The organism is Sphingobium soli (genome assembly GCF_020782245.1).
GTDB classification, from domain to species: domain Bacteria; phylum Pseudomonadota; class Alphaproteobacteria; order Sphingomonadales; family Sphingomonadaceae; genus Sphingobium; species Sphingobium soli.
In genome coordinates, this window is the sequence record NZ_JAJGNP010000011.1 from 18,268 (window position 1) to 38,525 (window position 20,258).

Annotated in this window: 18 protein-coding genes and 1 tRNA gene; 13 read left to right on the top strand and 6 right to left on the bottom strand. The window is 62.4% G+C overall.

The features are described 5' to 3' along the window. The first annotated feature begins 261 nt into the window (after positions 1–261). The 8 genes from LL253_RS13220 (at position 262) to LL253_RS13255 (ending at position 11,365) form a co-directional block, all read left to right on the top strand. On the top strand, positions 262–2,193 hold the full coding sequence (locus LL253_RS13220) for a hypothetical protein (RefSeq protein ID WP_228227477.1): 1,932 nt from the start codon (positions 262–264) through the stop codon (positions 2,191–2,193). A gap of 59 nt (positions 2,194–2,252) precedes the next feature. Continuing rightward, positions 2,253–3,287, top strand: a complete 1,035-nt coding sequence (traN, locus tag LL253_RS13225) for a conjugal transfer protein TraN (RefSeq protein ID WP_174525673.1) — start codon at positions 2,253–2,255, stop codon at positions 3,285–3,287. Further along, a complete protein-coding gene (locus tag LL253_RS13230; RefSeq protein ID WP_083951392.1) occupies positions 3,259–4,095 on the top strand; it encodes a type-F conjugative transfer system pilin assembly protein TrbC in 837 nt (278 codons plus the stop codon). The genes traN and LL253_RS13230 overlap by 29 nt, the downstream gene beginning before the upstream one ends. Further along, a complete protein-coding gene (locus tag LL253_RS13235; RefSeq protein WP_062734261.1) occupies positions 4,067–4,666 on the top strand; it encodes a S26 family signal peptidase in 600 nt (199 codons plus the stop codon). Before LL253_RS13230 ends, LL253_RS13235 begins: the two co-directional genes overlap by 29 nt. After that, positions 4,663–5,511, top strand: coding sequence for a conjugal transfer protein TraF (locus LL253_RS13240; protein ID WP_062734263.1), 849 nt, complete (start codon positions 4,663–4,665; stop codon positions 5,509–5,511). Before LL253_RS13235 ends, LL253_RS13240 begins: the two co-directional genes overlap by 4 nt. Before the next feature lie 137 nt (positions 5,512–5,648). After that, positions 5,649–6,110, top strand: a complete 462-nt coding sequence (locus LL253_RS13245) for a hypothetical protein (protein WP_228227478.1) — start codon at positions 5,649–5,651, stop codon at positions 6,108–6,110. Positions 6,111–6,265: 155 nt separating this feature from the next. Further along, the gene (locus tag LL253_RS13250; RefSeq protein ID WP_228227531.1) at positions 6,266–7,624 is read left to right on the top strand and encodes a conjugal transfer protein TraH; all 1,359 of its coding nucleotides are present in this window, start codon (positions 6,266–6,268) and stop codon (positions 7,622–7,624) included. Positions 7,625–7,645: 21 nt separating this feature from the next. Next, entirely contained in the window at positions 7,646–11,365 is a 3,720-nt protein-coding gene (locus LL253_RS13255) for a conjugal transfer protein TraG N-terminal domain-containing protein (RefSeq protein ID WP_407696103.1), read from the top strand. On the opposite strand, the gene LL253_RS13260 is transcribed toward LL253_RS13255, so the two are convergent. After that, complete coding sequence (locus LL253_RS13260) at positions 11,349–11,789, bottom strand: hypothetical protein (protein ID WP_228227480.1); 441 nt, start codon at positions 11,787–11,789, stop codon at positions 11,349–11,351. The two genes, LL253_RS13255 and LL253_RS13260, sit on opposite strands and share 17 nt — an antisense overlap. Before the next feature lie 386 nt (positions 11,790–12,175). Here LL253_RS13260 and LL253_RS13265 point away from each other — a divergent pair, with 386 nt between their 5' ends. The 4 genes from LL253_RS13265 (at position 12,176) to LL253_RS13280 (ending at position 13,777) form a co-directional block, all read left to right on the top strand. After that, complete coding sequence (locus LL253_RS13265) at positions 12,176–12,361, top strand: helix-turn-helix transcriptional regulator (protein WP_228227532.1); 186 nt, start codon at positions 12,176–12,178, stop codon at positions 12,359–12,361. A 178-nt stretch (positions 12,362–12,539) separates the two neighbouring features. After that, the gene (locus tag LL253_RS13270) at positions 12,540–12,848 is read left to right on the top strand and encodes a type II toxin-antitoxin system TacA family antitoxin (RefSeq protein ID WP_062734267.1); all 309 of its coding nucleotides are present in this window, start codon (positions 12,540–12,542) and stop codon (positions 12,846–12,848) included. 21 nt (positions 12,849–12,869) lie between these two features. Further along, positions 12,870–13,400: a GNAT family N-acetyltransferase gene (locus tag LL253_RS13275; protein ID WP_062734269.1), complete on the top strand. Its 531-nt coding sequence runs from the start codon at positions 12,870–12,872 to the stop codon at positions 13,398–13,400. Positions 13,401–13,513: 113 nt separating this feature from the next. After that, the gene (locus LL253_RS13280; protein ID WP_228227481.1) at positions 13,514–13,777 is read left to right on the top strand and encodes a hypothetical protein; all 264 of its coding nucleotides are present in this window, start codon (positions 13,514–13,516) and stop codon (positions 13,775–13,777) included. Positions 13,778–13,861: 84 nt separating this feature from the next. Here the strand turns inward: LL253_RS13280 and LL253_RS13285 are convergent, their stop codons facing one another. The 4 genes from LL253_RS13285 to LL253_RS13300 form a co-directional block, all read right to left on the bottom strand. Next, entirely contained in the window at positions 13,862–15,247 is a 1,386-nt protein-coding gene (locus LL253_RS13285) for a tyrosine-type recombinase/integrase (protein ID WP_083951396.1), read from the bottom strand. Between the two features lie 155 nt (positions 15,248–15,402). Further along, a tRNA-Ile gene (locus LL253_RS13290) sits at positions 15,403–15,478 on the bottom strand. Positions 15,479–15,503: 25 nt separating this feature from the next. Next, positions 15,504–16,541 (bottom strand): polysaccharide deacetylase family protein, encoded by a 1,038-nt coding sequence (locus LL253_RS13295; protein ID WP_228227482.1) that lies wholly within the window; start codon positions 16,539–16,541, stop codon positions 15,504–15,506. 52 nt (positions 16,542–16,593) lie between these two features. Next, entirely contained in the window at positions 16,594–18,333 is a 1,740-nt protein-coding gene (locus tag LL253_RS13300) for a sensor histidine kinase (RefSeq protein ID WP_228227483.1), read from the bottom strand. 176 nt (positions 18,334–18,509) lie between these two features. Between LL253_RS13300 and LL253_RS13305 the strand changes: the two genes are divergently transcribed. Next, the gene (locus tag LL253_RS13305) at positions 18,510–18,983 is read left to right on the top strand and encodes an Lrp/AsnC family transcriptional regulator (protein ID WP_009821827.1); all 474 of its coding nucleotides are present in this window, start codon (positions 18,510–18,512) and stop codon (positions 18,981–18,983) included. A 24-nt stretch (positions 18,984–19,007) separates the two neighbouring features. Here the strand turns inward: LL253_RS13305 and LL253_RS13310 are convergent, their stop codons facing one another. Continuing rightward, positions 19,008–20,228: a hypothetical protein gene (locus LL253_RS13310; protein ID WP_228227484.1), complete on the bottom strand. Its 1,221-nt coding sequence runs from the start codon at positions 20,226–20,228 to the stop codon at positions 19,008–19,010. Positions 20,229–20,258: the final 30 nt, after the last annotated feature.

Consider the following 20,258-nt stretch of genomic DNA (forward strand, 5'->3'; position numbering starts at 1 on the left):
GCCATCCGACGCCGCTCCAACACCCCATTCTTCCCATGCGGCTTTGGAAACGCATGGGAAGAAGGTCAGCACGGCCAGATGTACCCCCGGCGAGCGAGGATACCCCCCTCTGCCTGAATCCTCGCCCGCTTTGGCCGTGCTGACCATCATCAACGAAAGGGCTGCCTTCCAATGCCTCTCGGCACCATCCGATATTGCCGGATCGTGCCCCTTGTTCCGGCTCCGCGCCATGGGACGCTCGCGGACTAGGGAGAAAGAGGCATGAGGACACGCCTCCAGACCAGCCTAGCGATGCTGTCAGCACTGCTCGCGCAATCAGCCTTCGCTCAGGACATGGACGCACGGGCGCGGGCGGCGGCTGCCGCGTCGCGCGCCAAGTCCAGCGACAGCGACGCGATTGGTCAAAATTACCTAACGCCGGGCCTCGCCAACCAGCCGGTCAACACGGTCGACAACAGCCGCAGCTTTACGCCCAACCTTGCCTGCCAGAAAAGCGCGACCATGCTCGAGATGCTGGTCCAGCCCGGCAGCACCGGCGACATCACGCACTTCACCATTTCCCGCGACAAGGATCTGGACGGCGCCTTTGACACCACGCTGACCCTCCCGGTCCCGGTTTCGGGGATCTGCGCCAATGGCGTGATTTCCTGTTCCCCCGGAAGCTGGAACCAGTGCCAGAGTTTCAAATGGGATGTCGGCGGCACGGGTGACCTGAAGCTCACGCAGGTCGACCTAGCCGACCTCTCCGGTTGCTATTGCGTCAACGCAAGCTGCGGCGCCAACCTTGCTTCGGGCAATCTACCGTCCATCCTAAAGGATCTGGGCGGGGGCGTCATCGGTGCGCTGACAACCGCAGACCCCCGGATCGCGGTGGCGCAGGCCAGTATCGATGGCCCGGTCATCCGCTACACCGGCGCGCAGACCACGGCTTGTACTGCCTCACCAAGTGTCTCAGCGACTGCCTATCGCTCCAACCCGACCGCGATCAACGGCGATGCCTATGCAGCCACGCAGACGAGCTCGGTCTTCACTGCGCTGGCGGCATCGCCAGCCGGCAATGGCAAGGCGGAGGAAACGCGCTCCTGTACAATCGAACGCGAGATCAACGTCAAGGAATGGGGCTTTGGTGATATCGTCTCCGCCAGCGGGTCGATCACATCGACCAGCAGTTGCGGAACCGGATGCCTGCGCTTCCACATCCGGGGTGCAGGGAGCTGTGGCAGCAACCCGCCCGTCTATACCGTTACCTTCAATCCGCTCATGCCGAACCGGATCGTCTCGGCGCGCATCATCGAAATGGGCGCAGACGATTGGGTCCAGGGACGGATCAATGGTCAGGTTGTGGGGTACGCCGGCAAGCGCCCGTGGACCGGCGATGGGCTGCCGTCCGGCGACTGCCGAATCAGCGATGATCCCCGGTATAATCGCACGCCCATCGATTTCACCGACAGGCTCAAGTCCGGCGCGACATCTGTCAGCGCGCGGGTGCGCGGCGGGGGTGGCGGCAATTGGGGTTATGTCACAGTAGAGATCCAAGTCGACACCACCTGCGAGGTCAGCGAGCGACTGGTTGACCTCTGTGCCGGCTACGCGAGTGACCCTGCCTGCCACCTGTCCCAGGAAGATGTCGACGGCGTAGAAACTGTCCGCAATGGCGTCGTCACGGGGATCAAACCCCTGCCCCTCACCCGCCTGTTCGGCAGGGGCAGTTGCACCTTCCAATATAGCCGCGACTTCTTTTTGCGGACCCGCCGCTACGCCTGCATCGTCGACACATCAGGAACAGCGCAACCTGATCTCAGCCGTGCCGCCTATATCATCGATCACTCGACCGAGACGATGCTCGCCGATCAGACGCGGGCCAGCGACGGCTCCCTCGTCCAGTTGACCCGCGCCTTCGCGCTACCCGACCTCCCCGCCGTTGCGGCATGCGAATCCATCTGCAAGACCCGCGCGCCCAGCGCCAATGATGGCGTCGCTCCGGCAGGAACCGTGGCGGAGAAGCAGAATGTGCCCGTCGGCTGGGACAGCTTCTATCATGTCTGTTCAAGCGACAATGTCTGTCCGCTGGGCGCGGGCGAAGAGATCGTCTCACCCTGCGGCTGCCTTAATGACTTCCCCGAAGCGGTGGTGATGATGCAGACGGTCCGGCTCGCTGGCTCGGACCTTGCCTGCACGGCGGTGGCTCGATGATCCACTGGCTCTCATCCTTCGTCTTGCTCGCCTGTGCGCTGATGCCGCTTGGCATTGCCATGAGCCCGTCCGCCCACGCAGCGCAGATTTGCGCGGCGGACCTCAACGGCAATGGCGATGCCGCCGATGAGGGGGAGATGGCGCAGTGCCTGGCAACCGCGGACGGTGGCACGCTCTGCCCGATTGGCCAGGTCGACTGCGTGACCGACGCGCAGGGCGGCTACGCCTGTCCGCTTGGAGCCGCTTTTGCCTGCTACACACCGACGACTGGGGGCGTGCCGGCCTGCTCGCCCAATAGCTGTATCGATACCGCTGCCACGCCGATCGATAATGAGGAAGTCGTCGATGATCCAGGCGCACCCAATGACGGGCCGGTCGATGCCGACGGCAATTGTCTTGGCACCATCGAGATATTCGGCGGGCGGGCGCTGCGTTGCCGGCCACCCGGCGCCAGCGTCACCTTCCAGAATTGCTGCAAGGACAAGGGCAAGATCGTGAAGGACGGGATGGGCGGCTCGCTCACCTCGATCACCACCAAGATCGCGATCGCCAAGGGCGTCTTCACGGGCGTGAAAGCGGCCTATACCGCCTTCAAGGCCGGAGCGACAGCGGGCGAAGCAGCCTCGGCGGGCGCCCATGCGATCATCGTCGGCATCGATCCCACCTCGATCGCGATCAGCCTGGCCATCAACTATATGATCGAGGTGCTGCTCCAGGGCTGCGACCAACAGGATATGGAGACCGGCATGCTGCGCGGCTCGGGCATGTGCCATGAGGTCGGCACCTATTGCTCATCCAGTATCCTTGGCATCTGCATCCAGAAGGCGCGCGGTCACTGCTGCTTCAACACCAGGCTCGGCCGCATCATCCAGGAGCAGGGCCGCCCCCAGCTGGCGGCCTTCAACAGCCTTGGCTGGGGTACGCCCGAACATCCCTATTGCCGCGGCTTTTCCGCCGAAGAGTTCCAGGCGCTCGATTTCAGCCGAATGGACCTCTCCGAATATTATTCGGACATCGAAGCCCGCGCCCAATCCGACATTCAGATCGACATGAAGGAGAAGATCGATGCGACGCTCAGCATCATCCACCCCTGAACGGCTGCTGTGCGCCGGTGCCGTAGCCGCGCTCTGTGCCGCCAGCCCTGCGCTGGCGGCACAGAGCGGCCCGAGCACCAGCGACAGCCAACTGCTGGCATCGGACCGCCCCACAATTTCTGGTCCAACCGGCATTCCCGAACCATCGCAGCCCATGCGCCGCCGCGCGTTCGAAGCGATGCGGCAAAAGGGCCGCTTTTCACAAATCGAGGCGCGGGCGCGGGAGGACCGGGAGAACGCCAGGCTGCGCATGGCGGCCGAGCATGACGCCATGCAAGCCCGCCTTTACGAAGCCCTCGGCCTCGCCGCGCCGATTGATACCAAAAAGTCAAAGGACGGGCACGCGGCGCCTTCGGCAAAGAACTGGGTGCCGATGCTGTTCGCCTCTTCATCCATGCCGCTTCAGACCCTGCGCAACTACGCCGCGCAGCTCGAAACAGTGGGCGGGGTCATCGCTTTTCGCGGCGTCCCTGGGGGCCTGACCAAAATCGGCCCAATGGCGAAACTGACAGCGCAGATCCTTCGCGTCGATCCGGGCTGCGAAGGCCCGGCCTGCACGATGCGCAATGTCCAGATCGTCGTCGACCCGATCCTCTTCCGCCAGCACGGCGTAGCCCAAGTTCCCGCATTCGCCATGGTGCCGGGCGATCCCACCCTTCCCTATTGCGAGCGCGACGAGGAGGTTGCGCCCCGCGCCAGCCATCTCGTCTTTGGCGACGCGGCCCTTTCAGGACTGATGGACGAATATGCCCGCCTCGGCGGCAAGGAGGAGGTCCGCGATGCTGCGTCTCGCCTGTCTCGCCGCTAGACGGCTCTGGCCTGCTCTCAAGGTCCTGCCCATCCAGGCGGCCCGCGCGCTGGGCGGAGCGGTCGGGAACCAGCCTGCCGACAACAGGCGACTGACCCTGAACCTCGCGGTCATCCTGCCGATCGCAACGCTTACCTGGCTCGGCCTGCCGGGCGTAACGCTCGTCATGAGTCCGTCGATCGACGCCTGGGCCGTGCGACGTGCACCTGGAACGATCCGCAAGAGCGATCTCGTCGAGTTCATGCTCTCCCATCCCATCGCAGGCCCGAAGCCGGTGAGCGTTACCAAGCGGGCGCTGTGCCTCCCCGGCGAGCGCCTCCGCGAAATCGAGCGGCTTTCGGTCGACGGCCGGGAAGGCACCCGTGGCTGGTATTATTGTGGCCGCACCTTCCTCGGCGCTAGCCGCCCCTTCGGCCGCGACGGCCGCCCCCTTCCGCATCTGCGCTGGGGCGATCGGCCGATCCCTTCGGGCTATATCTATGTCGGTTCCGACCACGCCGGAGGGTTTGACAGCCGCTATTTCGGGCCGGTCAGGCTCGATCGCCTCACCCGTATGGAGCGCATCCTGTGAAGCGCGCGCTCGTTCTGCTGGCCGTGGCTGGCCTGCTGCTCCCAACGGCAGCCGTTGCGGCGGACACGATCCGGCAAGGCTACTGGTGGTATCGCCCGAAGGCCGATCCCGCCGAGACGCCGCCCGATGATGTGCCGCCAGCGCCCGTCATTCCGCCTATGGCCGAACTCGCCCGATGGAGTCCGCCACGGATCGCCAAGCTGATCGCCGACCAGCGCGACTATGCAGCAACCGTCCTTACCGTCGAGGCGGTGTCCGATTTTTGGCGTTTGGAGGATTTTGCGCGCCGCAAGGCGCGGGCTTTTGCCGGCGTCACCCAGTTGGCGATGCTCGCCCATCCGGAGCTCAACGCCAAATCCGCCAATCCCATGATCGGCGACGCCCGCGATGCACTCAGCGCACAGAAGGATGCGGTGCGCCGCTCCTATCTCCGCTCGCGCGGCCCGGAATTCGCGCTCGTCATGTTCTCGCGCACTTCCTGCGGCTATTGCCGGGTGCAATGGCCGATCATTCAGCGCTTCCAGGAGGAAACAGGCTGGCAGATCATCCGCGAGGATCTCGACCGGCGACCGGAACTCGGCGCCCGCTTTGGCGTCGAGGTGACGCCGACCACCATGGTCATCCGCCGCAATTCCGCGCAGCGCATGGTCATCGCCAATGGGGTCGAAGCTTTCCCGACGCTCATCCAGACTGCCTATCAGGCGGTAAAATTGCTCTCGGGCGACATCAGGCCCGAACAGTTCCTCACGGGCGCCGGCGAAGAGAATGGCTTCTTCGACGCGCTGGCCAATGGCCCGGTCGCGGCTGCTGATCCGATGGCAAATCCAGGCGGGAGCCGCCCGTGAGAGTCCGTCCCCTCGGAACATGGATAGCGCTCCTGGGTTCGTTGCCGCTCTCGGTCCACGCTCAGCTGGACCGGGCGAAGCCTGACCGGGTTCAAGCCGCCCGCGCCGCTATCCATCCGGTGTCCAGCGCCCGCGAAATGCAGGGCTGGCTCGCCCGTGTTCCTCGAACCGTTGATTATCCGCCGGATTTCGAAGCAGCGTTGCAAGGCCAGGGTGCCGCGTTCGTCATCGAGATGAGCACCGCGCCAGGCTGTCTGCCATGCGGCGATCTCTGGTCGAAACTTCACGCGCTCAAAGTCCGATATGGTCTGACGGTCCGGCCGCTCGGCAGGGACCAGGCGATGCTCCGCTCAGGACGGCTCGGTCTCCCCTGGATCGGCCATCCCGTCGCCTGGCTTCGACCCGTGTCCGATGAGACCCGCACCCTGCCGATCGCGATCGGAACGGATCACGCGGCCAATCTCGCGCGCAACATTTATCTCGGGATCAAGATGCAGACCGGCGTGCGGGCGGCGGTCGGCGTACGCGCGATGGCAAAGTTCACCGGTATCGTCAGCGCTCCGGCGCCCTCTCAAACAATCAGCAAAGTGAAGGACTGAGCAATGGCGGGCTCTGACCTTCACTCCACTTCCCCAAACCCCTGGAGTCCGCCATGGCCGATCGCTGCACCCCTGCCCGTTTGCATCTGACATTCCGTGCGCGACCCGGTCGCTGGACCGCGCTGCTTGCCACGCTCCTCGCGAGTTGCGGCACCATGGCGCCTGCCCACGCCCAAAGCTGGGCGGAACATTGGTTCGACAATGTGACCTATACCAGCCCCGGCAGCTTCGAGGACCAGACGCGCGGCTATGTGACGGCCGGCGGCATGTCGGGCCGGATCGATGTCCATAGCGACTATCTGATGAGTCTCACCATGCCCAAGGTGAAGGCAGGCTGCGGCGGCATCGACATGTTCCTCGGAGGCATGTCCTTCCTCGATCCCGACTATCTCGTCCAGAAGTTGGAAAGCATCCTTCAGGCCGCGCCCGCTGTCGCCTTCCAATATCTGCTCGAGACGCTCGACGAGAAGATGGGGAACATCATCTCGAAGATGGAGGCGGCCACCAATTTTCTCAATTCCATCCAGGTCAACGACTGCCGTCTTGCCAACCGGATGGTCCAGATCGCCAAGGGCGATGATAATATGTCGGGCATCATCGAGGAGATGACCGGCTACAAGTCGGTAAAGGAAGGCTACGCCAAAAGCTATCAGCAGAGCCGCGAGAAGATCCAGGCAAACGGGAACAGCCCGACCGAGGATTTGAAGGACGCGCTCGCCAACTGCCCGGCCGAAGTCACCGACATCTTCCGCACCGGGTCGCTGCTCTCGCATGCCGCTGCCCGCGTAGGCGCCGCCGATTGGGCGAGCGTCATGCGCGCGCGCGTGGGCGACGTCTATATGCGCTGGGACGCGACCGACAAAGTTCCTCTCTTCTCGGCCATCCCCGCCTGCGCCGGACAGGACACCGAATCTTCGGAGGATTTTCTGAGCGGTCGGGTCATGCGCCGCGCCCTCAACATGCCCGCGACCGCCGCCGACTGCACGCAGGACGGAGCCAAGGGCGCGCTGGCCCTCACCCGCGAGCGCATGACCTCGATCGCCGAGAAGATCAGGACGCGCGCCGCTCTGACAGCCGAGGAGCGGCAGTTCGTCGCCAATGTGAGGACCCTTCCCGTCTATCGAATGCTCGAATGGGGCGTGCGCCAAGACGTGGTCGACTCGGTTATCGGCGATACCGACGAACTGGTCGCGCTGACGCTTGCCTATCAGATGCTGAACGACCTTACCCGCAGCATCGATTTTGCGATCTCCAATGCCGAACGCGGCACCAGCGCGGCAGGCGCCGCCGATGGGACGAGCGCCAACATCTGCCAGACCCGGATCCTTACAAAGGGCATCGAGCAACTGCGCGACCTGCGCGAAGAGGTGCTCCGCCAGCGCGCGCAAATGCGCCAATCCTATATGGCGGCGCTTTCCCAGGCGAACCTTTCGACGGGCTATGCCGGCCTCATCCGCCAGCGCGACCGGGACGCGCGTGACGCCGCCGGCACCGCCGCCAGCCGCAACCGCTGAAGGATCGATACCATGCGTCGCATGATCCGCTTGCCCGCGCTGATTGGCAGTCTCGCCAGCTTGTTCGTCGCCTCCCCCGCTTATGCCCTGGAAACAAGCTTCCACACCTATGACGGCTTTGCCGAGACTGTGGATGCCTTTCGGCTCGTATCGATGATCTTTGCCGATCCGCGCTACGAGACGCTGGTGCTGATCGTCGCGGTCGTCGGAATGGCGCTTGGCGCGGTGCTCGCCATGATCCGTGGCACGGGCATGGGGCTGGTTGCTTTTGGCCTCCAGATGCTGGTTGGCATCGGGCTGTTCGTCGGCCTTGTTGCGACGACGGGCACCGTCGATGTCTATGATCGGGTGCGCAACGCCTATCAGCCGGTCGGAGACGTTCCCAATCTCATAGTTCTGGTGGCGGGCGTCACCAACATGATGGAACGGGCGCTCGCCGAGACGATCGACGACAATACGCTCGACCCGCATGCCAAGCTCGAGTTCGGCGCGGGCGGCCATGCGTTCGATCTGTTTCTCAATGCTGTAAGCCCGCGCGGGCCGATGACCGATGCGTTTCTCGATGCGACGATCATGGATTATGTCCGCCAATGCTATCCGGTCGCCCGTGTCTCTCCGGCCTACGGCATCGATGACGACCAGCTTTTCCGTACCAGTTCGGACCTCCCCTCATCCTTCGCCGCGATGGCGGGGCCGTCGACCTTCAGCACCGTCTTCACCGCCTCGGACAAGGGCGGAACGACGGTCAGCTGCAACGAGGCCTGGACGCATATCGCCGACCGGCTCTCCGACCCGGCGATCTTCGAGGGCTATTCCTCTCAGGTCTGCCAGCGCACCGGCTATGACATCGCCAAGGCGGATCAACTTGCGCGCTGCCGCAGCAATCTGGCTGAGATGGGTGACATGATGCTGGGAACGCCGCTCACCGTCCAGGCCTTCTTCACCAACCTCCTGCTTGGAAACAGCGTGGGCGATGTACTGTTCGAGGACAGCCCAGCGACGGCCGCTCGCGTCATGGCCAATCGCGCGGTGGTGGCGGGCGGCCTTGCCACCATGTCGACCGCCAATGAATGGATGCCGACGATCCGGGCCACGGTGTTCGGGATCATGCTCTTCATGATGCCGATCGCGCTGCTGTTCATCCTCACCCCGATCAACCTGCGGGTCGCGAGCTTTGCGCTGGGCCTCTTCGTGTTCGTGGCGCTCTGGGGCGTCATCGACGCAGGCATCTATCAACTGACCCTGGGACGCGCGATGGCGGTCTTGGCCGAGATGCGCTCCAGTCATGTTTCGGCCACGACCTGGATGCTTGCCCCCTCCTCCGCAATGAAGGCGCTCGCCATTTTCGGCAGCTTCCGCACGGCGGCGGCAGGCCTTGCCGGTGCCTTCGTGTTCACGGTGTTCCGCTTCTCGGGCAACGTTTTCTCGTCTTTCACCGGCGGGTCGCTCGGGGTACAGGCCCAGGGATCGGCGGCGGCGGCGGGGGTCTCGACCACAGAAGGCTTCGCCTCGGCGCTGGAGGCCCAAGCCTCCGCCATGGGCACAGGCAGCCGCCGCTCGGCCGCTTCGGGGTTCGGGGATTTTGGTGAGCGCTCGACCTTCGGCACCAACCGCAGCTTCGGCGCGGCGGGTGCCGTCGACGCAGCACATGGCGGTGGGGCACCGGGCAGTGCGGCGATGGGTCTGGGATCGATCGACGCCGCCCGCGAACTGGGCGGCCTTGCGCCCGCCCTGCACGGCCGAGACCTCAACGATCCGGCGACGGCCAGCGCTGTGCGCGCCGCTGCGGCGACCGGCGCGATCCATAATTTTGCCGAGAAGGATGCTCTGCGCAGTCTTGGAACCAGCTATTTCGGGAAAGGCGAAGCGGGCGAGAAGGCATTTGGCGCTTTCACCCAAGGTCTGGTCCAGTGGCGGGCTTTCGGCGACACCCGCGCCTATGGCATGATGATGCAGGCGGCGACGCGGCACTTCGAGCGCGGCGGATATTCTCCGCAGGACGCGGCGCTCAAGGCAAGCGGCGTCATCGCAGAGGCAAGCGCCGATCCCACCTTCGCCAAGCTCATCGCCAACAGCTATGCGCAGGAGGAGATGTTGCGCAATGATCTGACCTCGGCCCAGGTCCAGGTTGGCGCCATGGAGGGCCGTCGCGATTATGCGGGTGACCGGGTCACCCAGGTGGAACGGCGCAATGTCGCGACCGAACAGGCCCATCGGACGGGCGGCAACGAGGGTCAGCGCGACGCCGCAGGCATGCTCGGTCTTCCTGTTGATGAAATGAGTCGCCGCATCGCCTTCATCAATGCTCTCTCCGGCGAAGCGCGCTCCTCCGCCATCACCCAACTCTCCCGCGCTACTGGCCGCAATGAGGCCCAAGTCACCAAGGCCCTCGAAACCTATCGGGCGGCGACCGATCTTGGCACGGCGGATGGGGCGACGGCCGAAGCCGCGCGCGAAGGCACCAGCGTTTACGGTCGGACCCGGGAGGCCGCCGGCTACGATTTTGCCGAGCGGTCGGGCAAGCTCGACGCCCAGAAGGAGATCGGGCATGACGGCACGCGCGGCGCCGCCCGGATCGGCGAGCAGCGGCGTCAGTCGGAGAGTTTCGGTTTCGCGCAAGGTGCCGAGGCGGCCGGCATGTCGACGCGCGAGGCCGCCCGCCTCGACAGCTTCATTCGGGCGCTGGCGGATACGAGTGGCAATCAGCTCGACATGGCGGAAGGCGGCGCTGAAGGCATCGCCGACCGGGCACGAAACGTCCGGATGACCAGCATTGTCGAGCGCGAGCGTCTGTCACGTATGCAGGCGCTCTTGCGGGCCAACGGCATCGAAATGAGCAAGCGCCAGATCGCCATGGACCAGAATGGCGATTTCAGGATGAATCTCACCCCGGCGACGGCCGCCCAGATGTGGCAGGCCGGCCTGCTCAACGAGAGCCAGCTCGGCGCGGTCGCCAATGGCGGCCATGCCCGCTTCAGCTTGGCTCATAATGACCTCCTCGTTTCGAGCAGCGCAGGGTTCGCAAAATCGGCTCGCAACGACACAAGCACGCGGTTCGAGGCGGGCAAGCAGGCTGGACCCGACACGATCGAGCATTTCATGGGCGGTGGTGCCGAAGGTCACGCCGCCATGGCGAATTGGCTCAAGGGCGGGTTCGAGATGGACCGGAAGGGCAATTGGCGCTTGAAGCCGCAAATAGCGGACACGCTACAGCGCGATGTGCAGGCCATTATTTCGCAGACAGGGTGGGATCGCTCAATCGCCCGATTTGCACAGGATCAGAACACGTTCAGCATATCAGCGCAGGGCGAGATTGGAGGTTCAACATCGAGTGGGCGCAGCCAAAGCCGCAAATCGCAACCGAATGCTGCCGCTGGCCGAGTGAGCGGATCAATCGGTTTTTCAAGCCAGGAGACAGGATCGACCAACGAAGTTGCTAGCGCTCAACTCAACATAGTGAATTATGATGTCCGCCAGGCAATTTCAAATGCCGAGCAGGCTGCCTCCAAATCCGGGAACCCCGCGGATGCGTTCGCCGGTCACCTTGCAACCGATATTCTTGGTCCGCAGGGCTTGCGGAATAGATATTTGCGCGAAGCAGATAGCGGTCGCGGCACCACAGACATTAGCGCGCCTGTCACATCTCTGGAGCAATCGTCGATCCTTCGCACAGGCCGCCTTTCGACAGATCTCGGGCACGGACCAACGGATGGAAATCCAGCGTTTAAGACCCGCGATTGATGTAGCCGGGATTGAGTGGATTTAGCGGACTGCCGAGCCAAAATACACCGGAGCTAGGCTCAAGCGGATCAACCTCCTTTGGCATGCCCGATGGGCCAAGCCTTCGCTTTCTCCAGTATTCCTCCTCGTCGAATTCATCGTTCTCAAGAGCGGGCAAGCTGGCTAGCCAGCGTTTGAGAAATCCGAACGAGAGAACGAGCGCCATCACAGGAGGGAAGAAGACGATGTTGAGATATCCTCCAAACGCCGAATGATAGATCGACGCTAACCCATCAAACCGAATGGCAGCGAGCATGCCAAGCCAATAGGCTGGCACGCCGCTCCACCAGAGCTTCGCGTACCAGGGTCGCCAAAGCCAATTCCTGAGACGAAGTTCGCCGGGATCCCGATCCGCATCATTGGGTTCAAAGGTTGCAGCCATCATCAATTCCTCTTCGCCGAACCTACCATCTTGGAGCCGCGCGGAAAATAGCTAACGCTCCGGAAACAGGAAGTTTCGTCCTCCCGTCAGTTGGTTAACCAAGATCCGATCACTCCAATCCCCTGCTACCCTTCGCGTCCTCCCCCTTCCCTTCGTCGGTGCCCCATTTCGGGTTCAGTTTTCGCTCTCACAAAATGCCGTAGCCATCAGATAAATCGAGCAAATCAATTGATTTTCCTGCGATTCCGGGGCATCATTTCTTTTGGCCGGGCAGACCTCATTCAAGAGGTTGATTGATGCCTAAAAAAGTTTCGATGCCCCCGGACACTGCGGAGCTCGTCACATCTTCTGCGAAGGATCGTCGCATTGATTCCCTCTGGCGCATTGCCATGGTTGCTCAGCGGACTGGTCTCTCACGCGCAACAATCTACAGATTGGAAGCGGCGGGCAACTTCCCCAGTCGCCAGCAAATCAGTCCAAGATGCGTTGGATGGTATGGCAGCGACATCGAGGATTTTATCGCAAACCCACAGGCCTTCATACGGTCGGTCACGAGGCGATCCCCGCCCCGATGATAGCCGGCTCCAATAAATACTAATCGCCGCTCTTGTCTATGCGCCAAGTTCGTTGGCGTATGATAGCCGGGCAGTGTTCGTCGGTAAGACTGGATCGTGGTTCCACGACCTCGGCGACGTGTATTGACATTGTCATGACGGATCGACATATCGGGTATCTGAAAGAAAGCTTGGAACCATGGCACAGACCGCACAACCTCATTCTACCCGCCGTACTCCAGCGCCCAAGAATGATGTCATTCAGATTCGTGCCTCTGCAAGCATGAAAGCCATCCTCACCCGCGCTGCGTCTTTACGTGGTCAGAAGCTCTCCGAGTTCATGCTCGACAGCGCACGCCGGGAAGCCGAAGATGCGATCCTGGACCAGCGCACGTTCTTTCTGGACGCAGAGCAGCACGAGCAGTTCCTGGCAACGCTAGATTCTTCCCCGGCGCCGTCAGAGCAGCTAAAAAAGCTGATGCAGCGGAAGCCGTCCTGGGAACGCTGACGGTCGGTTCGCGAGCGATCCATGGCAGAAATTCGCGTCACCGCGCCTGAGCGCTTGGCCGCACAACATGAAGTCAACGACTTCACGAATGGCGTGCATGAATCGCTCGATGCATGGTTGCATGATCGGGCGCTCGCAAGCGAAGGCAATTCGGCGCGTACCTACGTGGTGTGCGACGCGGCACAGCGCCAAAGGGTGGTCGGCTACTACACGATCACCACTGCGATGGAGCAGCGCGTGGCGCTGCCATCCGCAAAGCTGCGCCGCGGAATGCCCGAGCAAGTGCCGCTGCTACTGGTTGCCCGGCTCGCGGTCGATGCGAGATTTCAAGGTATTGGGCTTGGCGCCGACCTGTTGGCAGATGCGCTTCGCCGCTGCGCGGCAGCATCGGAAATCGTTGGTGCCAGGGCCGTGGTCGTTCATGCGATCGATGAAAAGGCGGCCGCATTCTACGCTCGGCATGGTTTCATAGCTTCGCCTTTAGGCGAACTGGTTCTGCTGTTGCCCATGGAATCGGTCAGGTCGCTATTAGATGAAAAAGCCGTCAGCTAGCCAGATCGCGAAAACCTGAGGCGAATATTTGTCGTTTGCGCTCACTGCAGGTTAATGATCTAGGTCAGAAATATTGTGATTTCACATCATTAGAAGTCGCGACAGGTAGTTGGATGAGCAGCGTAGCGACACAGGTTCTGGCAACAATTAGCGCTCCTTACGGGACGGATCTTTCTGCGCATGAGTTGGCCAAACTTCTCATCGATGTGCAAAGCGCGAACGCCTTCAACGCTCTCGTCTTTTCATTCTTCTCCGAGGTCCCTCCTGGCATTCAAAGGAAGTTTCTCATCGAGATGGGTGTCGATGCTTTAGCGGTCAGGAAGGTTGCGGATCAGTTTTCGAGGCTTTCGGGCTGTGCATTACCGCTTGCGACATAACGTTTGTGGGAAATGGATTCCCACAAACGCAACGCCTTTCCATGGCAAATCTCCGCTTGGACCTAATGGACAGAATCGACTGGCCTAACGTCGGGCCGGCCTGAACTGGATGATGTTTGGCCCAGTTGGCGTGCTCTCCCAGCGTGAGAGCGTCCTTCCTTTGACCATTTTCACATTCACCAAGGCGAATGGATTTTCCAGCCCGTCGCCGATCAGGTCAGCCCAAGCCTGCAACATCTCCCGACGCGGCTTAAAATAGCGTGCGCGGTTATAGGCCCATTCCGACGCCGATACGCCCTTGGGCACATGCGACAGTACAAGATCGATGATCATGCGATCGCCGTCACGCTCGAGTTCTGCAGCTCGTTCGTTCATCACGGTCGAAAAAGCCGAACGCCAGCCGTGCGGCACCATCTTCCCTTTGTAGGCGCCATTCCCGATCCGCTTGTATAAGGTGCTGACAGCCGCGTCACTCATCGGCAGACGCCAGGACCTGCTGCTCGGAAAGACGAGGCTGAACTTTCCGGTGAGTACCCTTACGGCTCGAAGCGTTTCGACGGCCTGCCAAGAGAGCGGCACGTCGTGGCCGAACGCGGCATTGCTTTTGTCCTCGACCGCCAGCTTCATCCGCTCGGCGGGAATCCGCCAGATTGCCGCGGGCGCAGGCTTGTCGGGATCTTCCCAGTCGATACCTTCAAACTCGTCCCACTCAGCAGTTCGAAGGACGCCGACACGGACGGCGGTGAGAGCAAGCAGCCGGGAGGCAAGTTTGCTCAACGGGCCACCGGTCGAGAGATCGACGCGTTTCTGAAATTCGCGCAGCTGCGATACGCGCGTGAGCGCTGGTTGCTTGATCCCCGGAGGCGAGCGCTTCAGCGCATCAGCGACGATCTCGACGCTAACGATCGTTTCTGTGGTCACCAGGCCCTCGCCGCGAGCGCGCTTGAGAATACCCAGGATGTAGCCGCGGACCCGCTTCGCAGTTTCTATCGCGCCCCGACGTTCGATTTTCCGGAGTGCGATCAGTACCATTTCGCTGGTGACCTGACTGACAGGCAGCTTCCCGAACTCGGGATAGATGTCCTTCTCGATCCTCGATCGTACCCTGAAGGCATTGGCGGCAGACCACCAAGGCTCGTTCTCCGTGAGCCATTCTTCGGCCTTGGCGCGAAAACTGGCGTCCGCCTGAACTACGGCCTGCGCCTTTCGTCGGAGAAACTCCACTGCAGGGTCGATGCCCTGCCGGAGCAACTCGCGTGCCTCTTTTTGCCTATCACGCGCTTCGGCAAGCCCGACCTCGGGGAACAGCCCGAAAGTGACAAGCTTCTCGCGATCAGCAAAATGATATCTGAACCGCCACGACTTCGCGCCGGCCTTTGTTACATAGAGATAGAGACCAGCAGAATCGGTCATCTTGTAGTTCCGCCCGGTGGCGGCGGCGTTTTTCGCTTCAGCGTATGTAAGAGTCATCGATACCCCAAAAATTGGTTTCGATACCCCCACCGATACCCCACGATTCGTGAGATACCCCGATACATCCTGAGACATTATGGATGAAGAACGGCTCACAAATCCCTGATTCACAGGGATTTATGATACCGCATAATGTTCATGAAATCGAGTGTTGGTGGGCCCGGCAGGACTCGAACCCGCAACCTAGCCGTTATGAGCGGCCAGCTCTAACCATTGAGCTACAGGCCCCACCTTAGGCGTCGGATAGGCAGCATCACGCCGCTTTGCAAGCCTCGGCACGGGGTGGAACGGCTGCGAGCAATTCATCGAGGCTAGCGGGAGCGACGCCGCGGCGCGCCATGTGGGCCAGCACCGCATCCCACCATTTGTAGAAATCCGTGAGATCCGCCTCGCTGCGCACATAAGGCGTATGGCCGGGCGCCAAGGTGGGCGAGTGGAAGCTGAAATTGAGCAGTTGCACCCCCTCTTCGATCAGCGCGTCGATGGCCGCGATCGCGTCACGCACCGGAACGCCTTCCGGCGTTAATGGCACGCGGCTGATCAGGCGGGCGCGCGACAAAACGCCGGCCAGCGGCCTGACCCTATGTGCCGCGCGGTACAACGCCTCACCCCCGCCACGCGCCAGCCCGACAAAAGCCGTCGACAAGGGAAGCTCGATCAGCGAGCGGCCGGGTGCCGCCCAATAGGGACATTGGGGCAACCCCTGAAAATCAGGTCCATGCTGTTCGCTGTAGTCAAACCGGCTCCGCACCGATGTGTCGAGCCTGAATCCCGCTTCCTCCAGGAGCCGCGCGCTGTGCGGCCCTACGCCGTACCGGCCTGCCCGATAGCAGATCGGACGAGCGCCAAAGCGTGCCTCCATCTGGTTGCACAAAGCGTCCAGCTTGGCGCGTTCAATCGCCTCTGGAAGAAAGCCGACATAGGAATTTGCGGCGTTCACCTCTTCCAAATGCGGCGGATTGACCCAGGGATGCAGATGCGCGCCAAGGTCGGCCGATCCATCCGCCCGCCATTGCCCAAGCAACGCCACGGCCTTTTCCGATTCCACGATGGGATAGTCGGTGACGTAAATCGGCTTTACCCCAGCGGATTGAAAATAGGCCTGCCCCCGCGCCAATCCCTCAAGCGCGGTGACGCAATGACCGGTGCGGCGGAATGGGCCGTCCCAATCAAATTCTTCCTCTGTGTCCACGAAAAGCATGAATCGCGTGCCAAAGCCCGGTTCAAGCCGTATCCGATCCCGGTCCAGTGGAGGCAGCAGCAGGTTGCCGTCATGCGAAGAAGCGATCATGCACATCCCCTAGCGTCCAATGGTTGCCATAGGGTTGCGATGACACCCACGGTCAGCGGATATCGACTGCTCCGCTCGCCACGCCCGCAACCGGAATGCTCAATATCATCCGGCGCGCCTCTATTTCCAGCGATCCGCCACAGGCGCTCGCAAGGCTGCGGATCAATCGCAGTGAAAATCCAAGGCCTAGCAGTGGACCATCGACCCAATTGCCGTCCGCGCTGTAGCCAGGATCCAGCAATTGCCCTTCTTCAAGCCCGATCAGCGTCGATGGGCGGTCGACCGCCAGCACGACACAGCCATGACCGGCATCCGGACGCAGCCAGCAGGCCCCCGTCACCGCTTCGTCCCGCGGCGCGACGGACACCATCGTTCGCAAAAGATGTTGCACCATGCGCTCACCCTGAACCGGATCGACCAGAATCTGCGGCAGATCGGACGCGATTGCGATGTCGATCGTCGGCAGTTCCAGGCCGCCTTGCTCCCTGAAACGGTCGATCACCTGCGTCACCAGCCGGTCGGGATCGATCAGTTTCGGCGCGCCATTGCCATCGCCGCGCGAAACGCGCGCGGCCAGATCCAGATCCTCGAATGCAACCAGCAAATGCCGCGCGTCTACCGCGATATTGCCCGCCATCTCGCGATATTGCATGCCGACCGCGCCGAATAATTCCTGCTCGATGATCTCGGCAAAGCCCAGGATCGCATTCAAGGGCGTGCGCAGTTCATGCACCAATTGCCGCAACGAATCGGCCGACAAACCTGTGATCTCCATGGGAGCAGGCGTCGTCCGGGCCGCGACTTCGTGCAGATAGGGACGCCGCGCTTCCCCGCGAAACCCTTGAAACCGGCCGGATTTTGCGTCGAAGAACGGAACGGCGGACATGCGCCATTCGCCCGTCATGACTCCATCCACGATCGTGAAGCGACCATTTTGAAAGCCGCTGCGTCGGGCGAAGGCGCCGGCCACATGCCCGTCCGGACCGCTCCCGCCCTCCAGGGCGGCTTCGCCCAGCGTGAGACCGATCAAAGCCGCCCGTGGCCCCTGGTCGATCCAGAGGATGGCCCCGGAGGCATCCGTCTCGAATGCGAAGGACCGAGGCGCGTCATTGCGCGCCACATCATCGGCCCGTGCCTCACCGACCGGGCGGCGATTGCTCGTAAATTCCGCGATCCGGTCAACGAGGTTCCGAATTTGGTCCTCATCATGGCCGGATGCGCCGATTTTGGGGGACGCGACGCTCAGGTCATTCGCGCTTGCCATGTGCGGATCGGGCTCCGCTTCTTCCGTCAAAAGCAGCGCATCGTCATCCTGATCCTGATCCGCAGCTCGAGGCGCGGCGGTCAGCACCAGATCGGCCGAGCCGAACGCTTCCAACGCCTTGCGCGTATAGGGACCGATATCGCGTCGACCACGAAGCACGCCACGGGCCGTCGGCGTCAGATGCTGCAGGATTTCCGCCCACGCCAGGTCGGGCAGCTGGGCACGCGCGATGGCTGCGGCTGCGACCGATGGTCGGTCATTGGCGAAGAAACAGATGAGCGCCGGTGACCGCAGACGCCGCCCCAATTCCACGACCGTTGCGATTCGTTGCGCTTCGCTCAACTGGGGCCGCAGGGTCGAAAGGCGGTCGAGCAGCAGGTCCCGCTCCTCGTCCGCCATGCCGTTCCTGTCCGGACGATCATGCTGCGCCAGAAGATCGACGCACTGCCGCCACAACGTCACCGCGCTCAGTCCAGAGCGGCTTTCCGCTGCCAGTACCGTTTGCAAGAGATCGTTGAACCGCACCATATTCCCCATCAAACTACGCGATCGCGCGTTGCTACCCCATCGATAGGCCGATGTTCGCTCCAGGGGAAGGGGCACGGCATGCGACAGAAACGACCCGTCGCATAGTGGGACAATTGCAATGCCCTGAAATATTATTATGATGAGGCCATCACACAGGATAGGAAATAATCAGGATAATGGCCGGCCCCAATATCGACGACATCGACTTGCAAATCCTCGGCGAATTGCAGAATGACGGGCGGATGACAAACGTGGAACTGGCGCGCAAGGTTGGACTGACCGCGCCACCCTGCCTGCGCCGTGTGCGCGCGCTGGAGGAGTCGGGCGCCATCACTTCCTATCATGCCGTCGTGGACCCTGCCATGCTGGGCTACACCATCACCGTGTTCGCCATGGTAAGCCTCAAGAGCCAGGCGGAAGCGGACCTGAAAGCGTTTCAGGAGCATGTCGACGACCTGCCAGAAGTGCGCGAATGCCACATGCTGAATGGCGAGATCGACTTCATCCTGAAGGTTGTCGCCAGGGACCTCCAAAGCTTCCAGCAGTTCCTGACGTCGAAATTGACGCCGGCGCCCAATGTCGTCAGCGTCAAGACATCACTGACGATCCGGACGTCGAAAAACCAGCCGGGCGTGCCACTGCCGGTCTGAACCGACAGCGGCGCGCCAATGCCGTCAGGCGGCGCTGGCCTTCTGGTTTTGCTGGTCGATCCAGGTCGACCAGAAGCCGGCCACATTGGCCCAGTCACTGTCGCTCGCCTGGGCAAGCGCCGCCTGCGCGCCGGCATAATCGCCCGAACGCGCCAATGCGATGCCCAGCCGCGCGTTGACGCGGCCCACGTCCACACTGCCCTTGGACAGCGCCAGCCGATATTGTTCGACCGCCTGCGGGAATTGCGCGAGCGACATATAATTGTCGCCCAGGGCAAGCGCATCCTTGCCGGTCGAAGCGCTGGCCGCCTTCTTCGCCATCGCTGGCAGGGCGGCAATCTCCTTGGTCGCCTTGGGCGTGACCGATTTGAGCAGCTGGCTCGTGGCCGCCTGTTTCGCGGTCAGTTTGCCAGCCTTGCGTCCCGCTTCGATAATGGCCTTCGCCTCGGCATAAAAGCCATTCTTTTCCGCTAGCTGCGCATAGGCCTGATAATCCCGCTCGCTGGCCATCGCGCCATTGGCGGCCTGTAGCCGATAAAGATCCAGTTGCGCCTGCGCCTCCAGTCCGGCGGCGGACAGATAATTGGTCAGGGCCGAGCGCCAGTCCTGCGGCGTTGCCGTGCGGGCCAGGCGTTCACGATATAGCGCGCCCACCTCGTTGAAGTCCTGCGCCTGATAGGCGAGCGAGATCGCGCGGTCGATCCATGCCAGCGGCACCTCTTCGCCAGAAGCGCGCTGACGGGCAAGCGCTTCGCGCAACAGGGGTCGCGCTTCCTTCGGCTTGTTCCGGCGCAGCGCGATATCCGCGCGCAGCATGGTCGCGTCGATGCCGTCATAGCCCAGCGTCTTGGCGTAATCGAGTTGCGCGGTCGCATCGTCATAATTGCCGACCAGGAACGACAGATAGCCCGCAACATAGCGCAGCCGCGGTGCTTCCGCCTTGGGCAGTTCAGGGCTCTTGAAAAGATCGGTGAGCGCGATCCGCTGTGCCTGCACGTCGCGGCGCTGCACCGCAAGTTGGTAGCGCATGGCGGCAGCGACATAGGTTTCGAACTCCGATGTCGGCGACAAGGCGCCAATGCGGGCGGCGGCCGTCGCCGTATCGCGCGCCTTCAACGCGGTTTCCGCGGACGCCGCGCTGGCACGAAAGCCATCGGACATGGTGATCGGCGGCCCGGCCACGACGATCTTCTTCTTTTTTGCCGATACAGGCGTCGCCACCAGCGCGCCAAGGGCGACTGCCATCAACAGGCCGCCACGCAATCCGTTCAAACT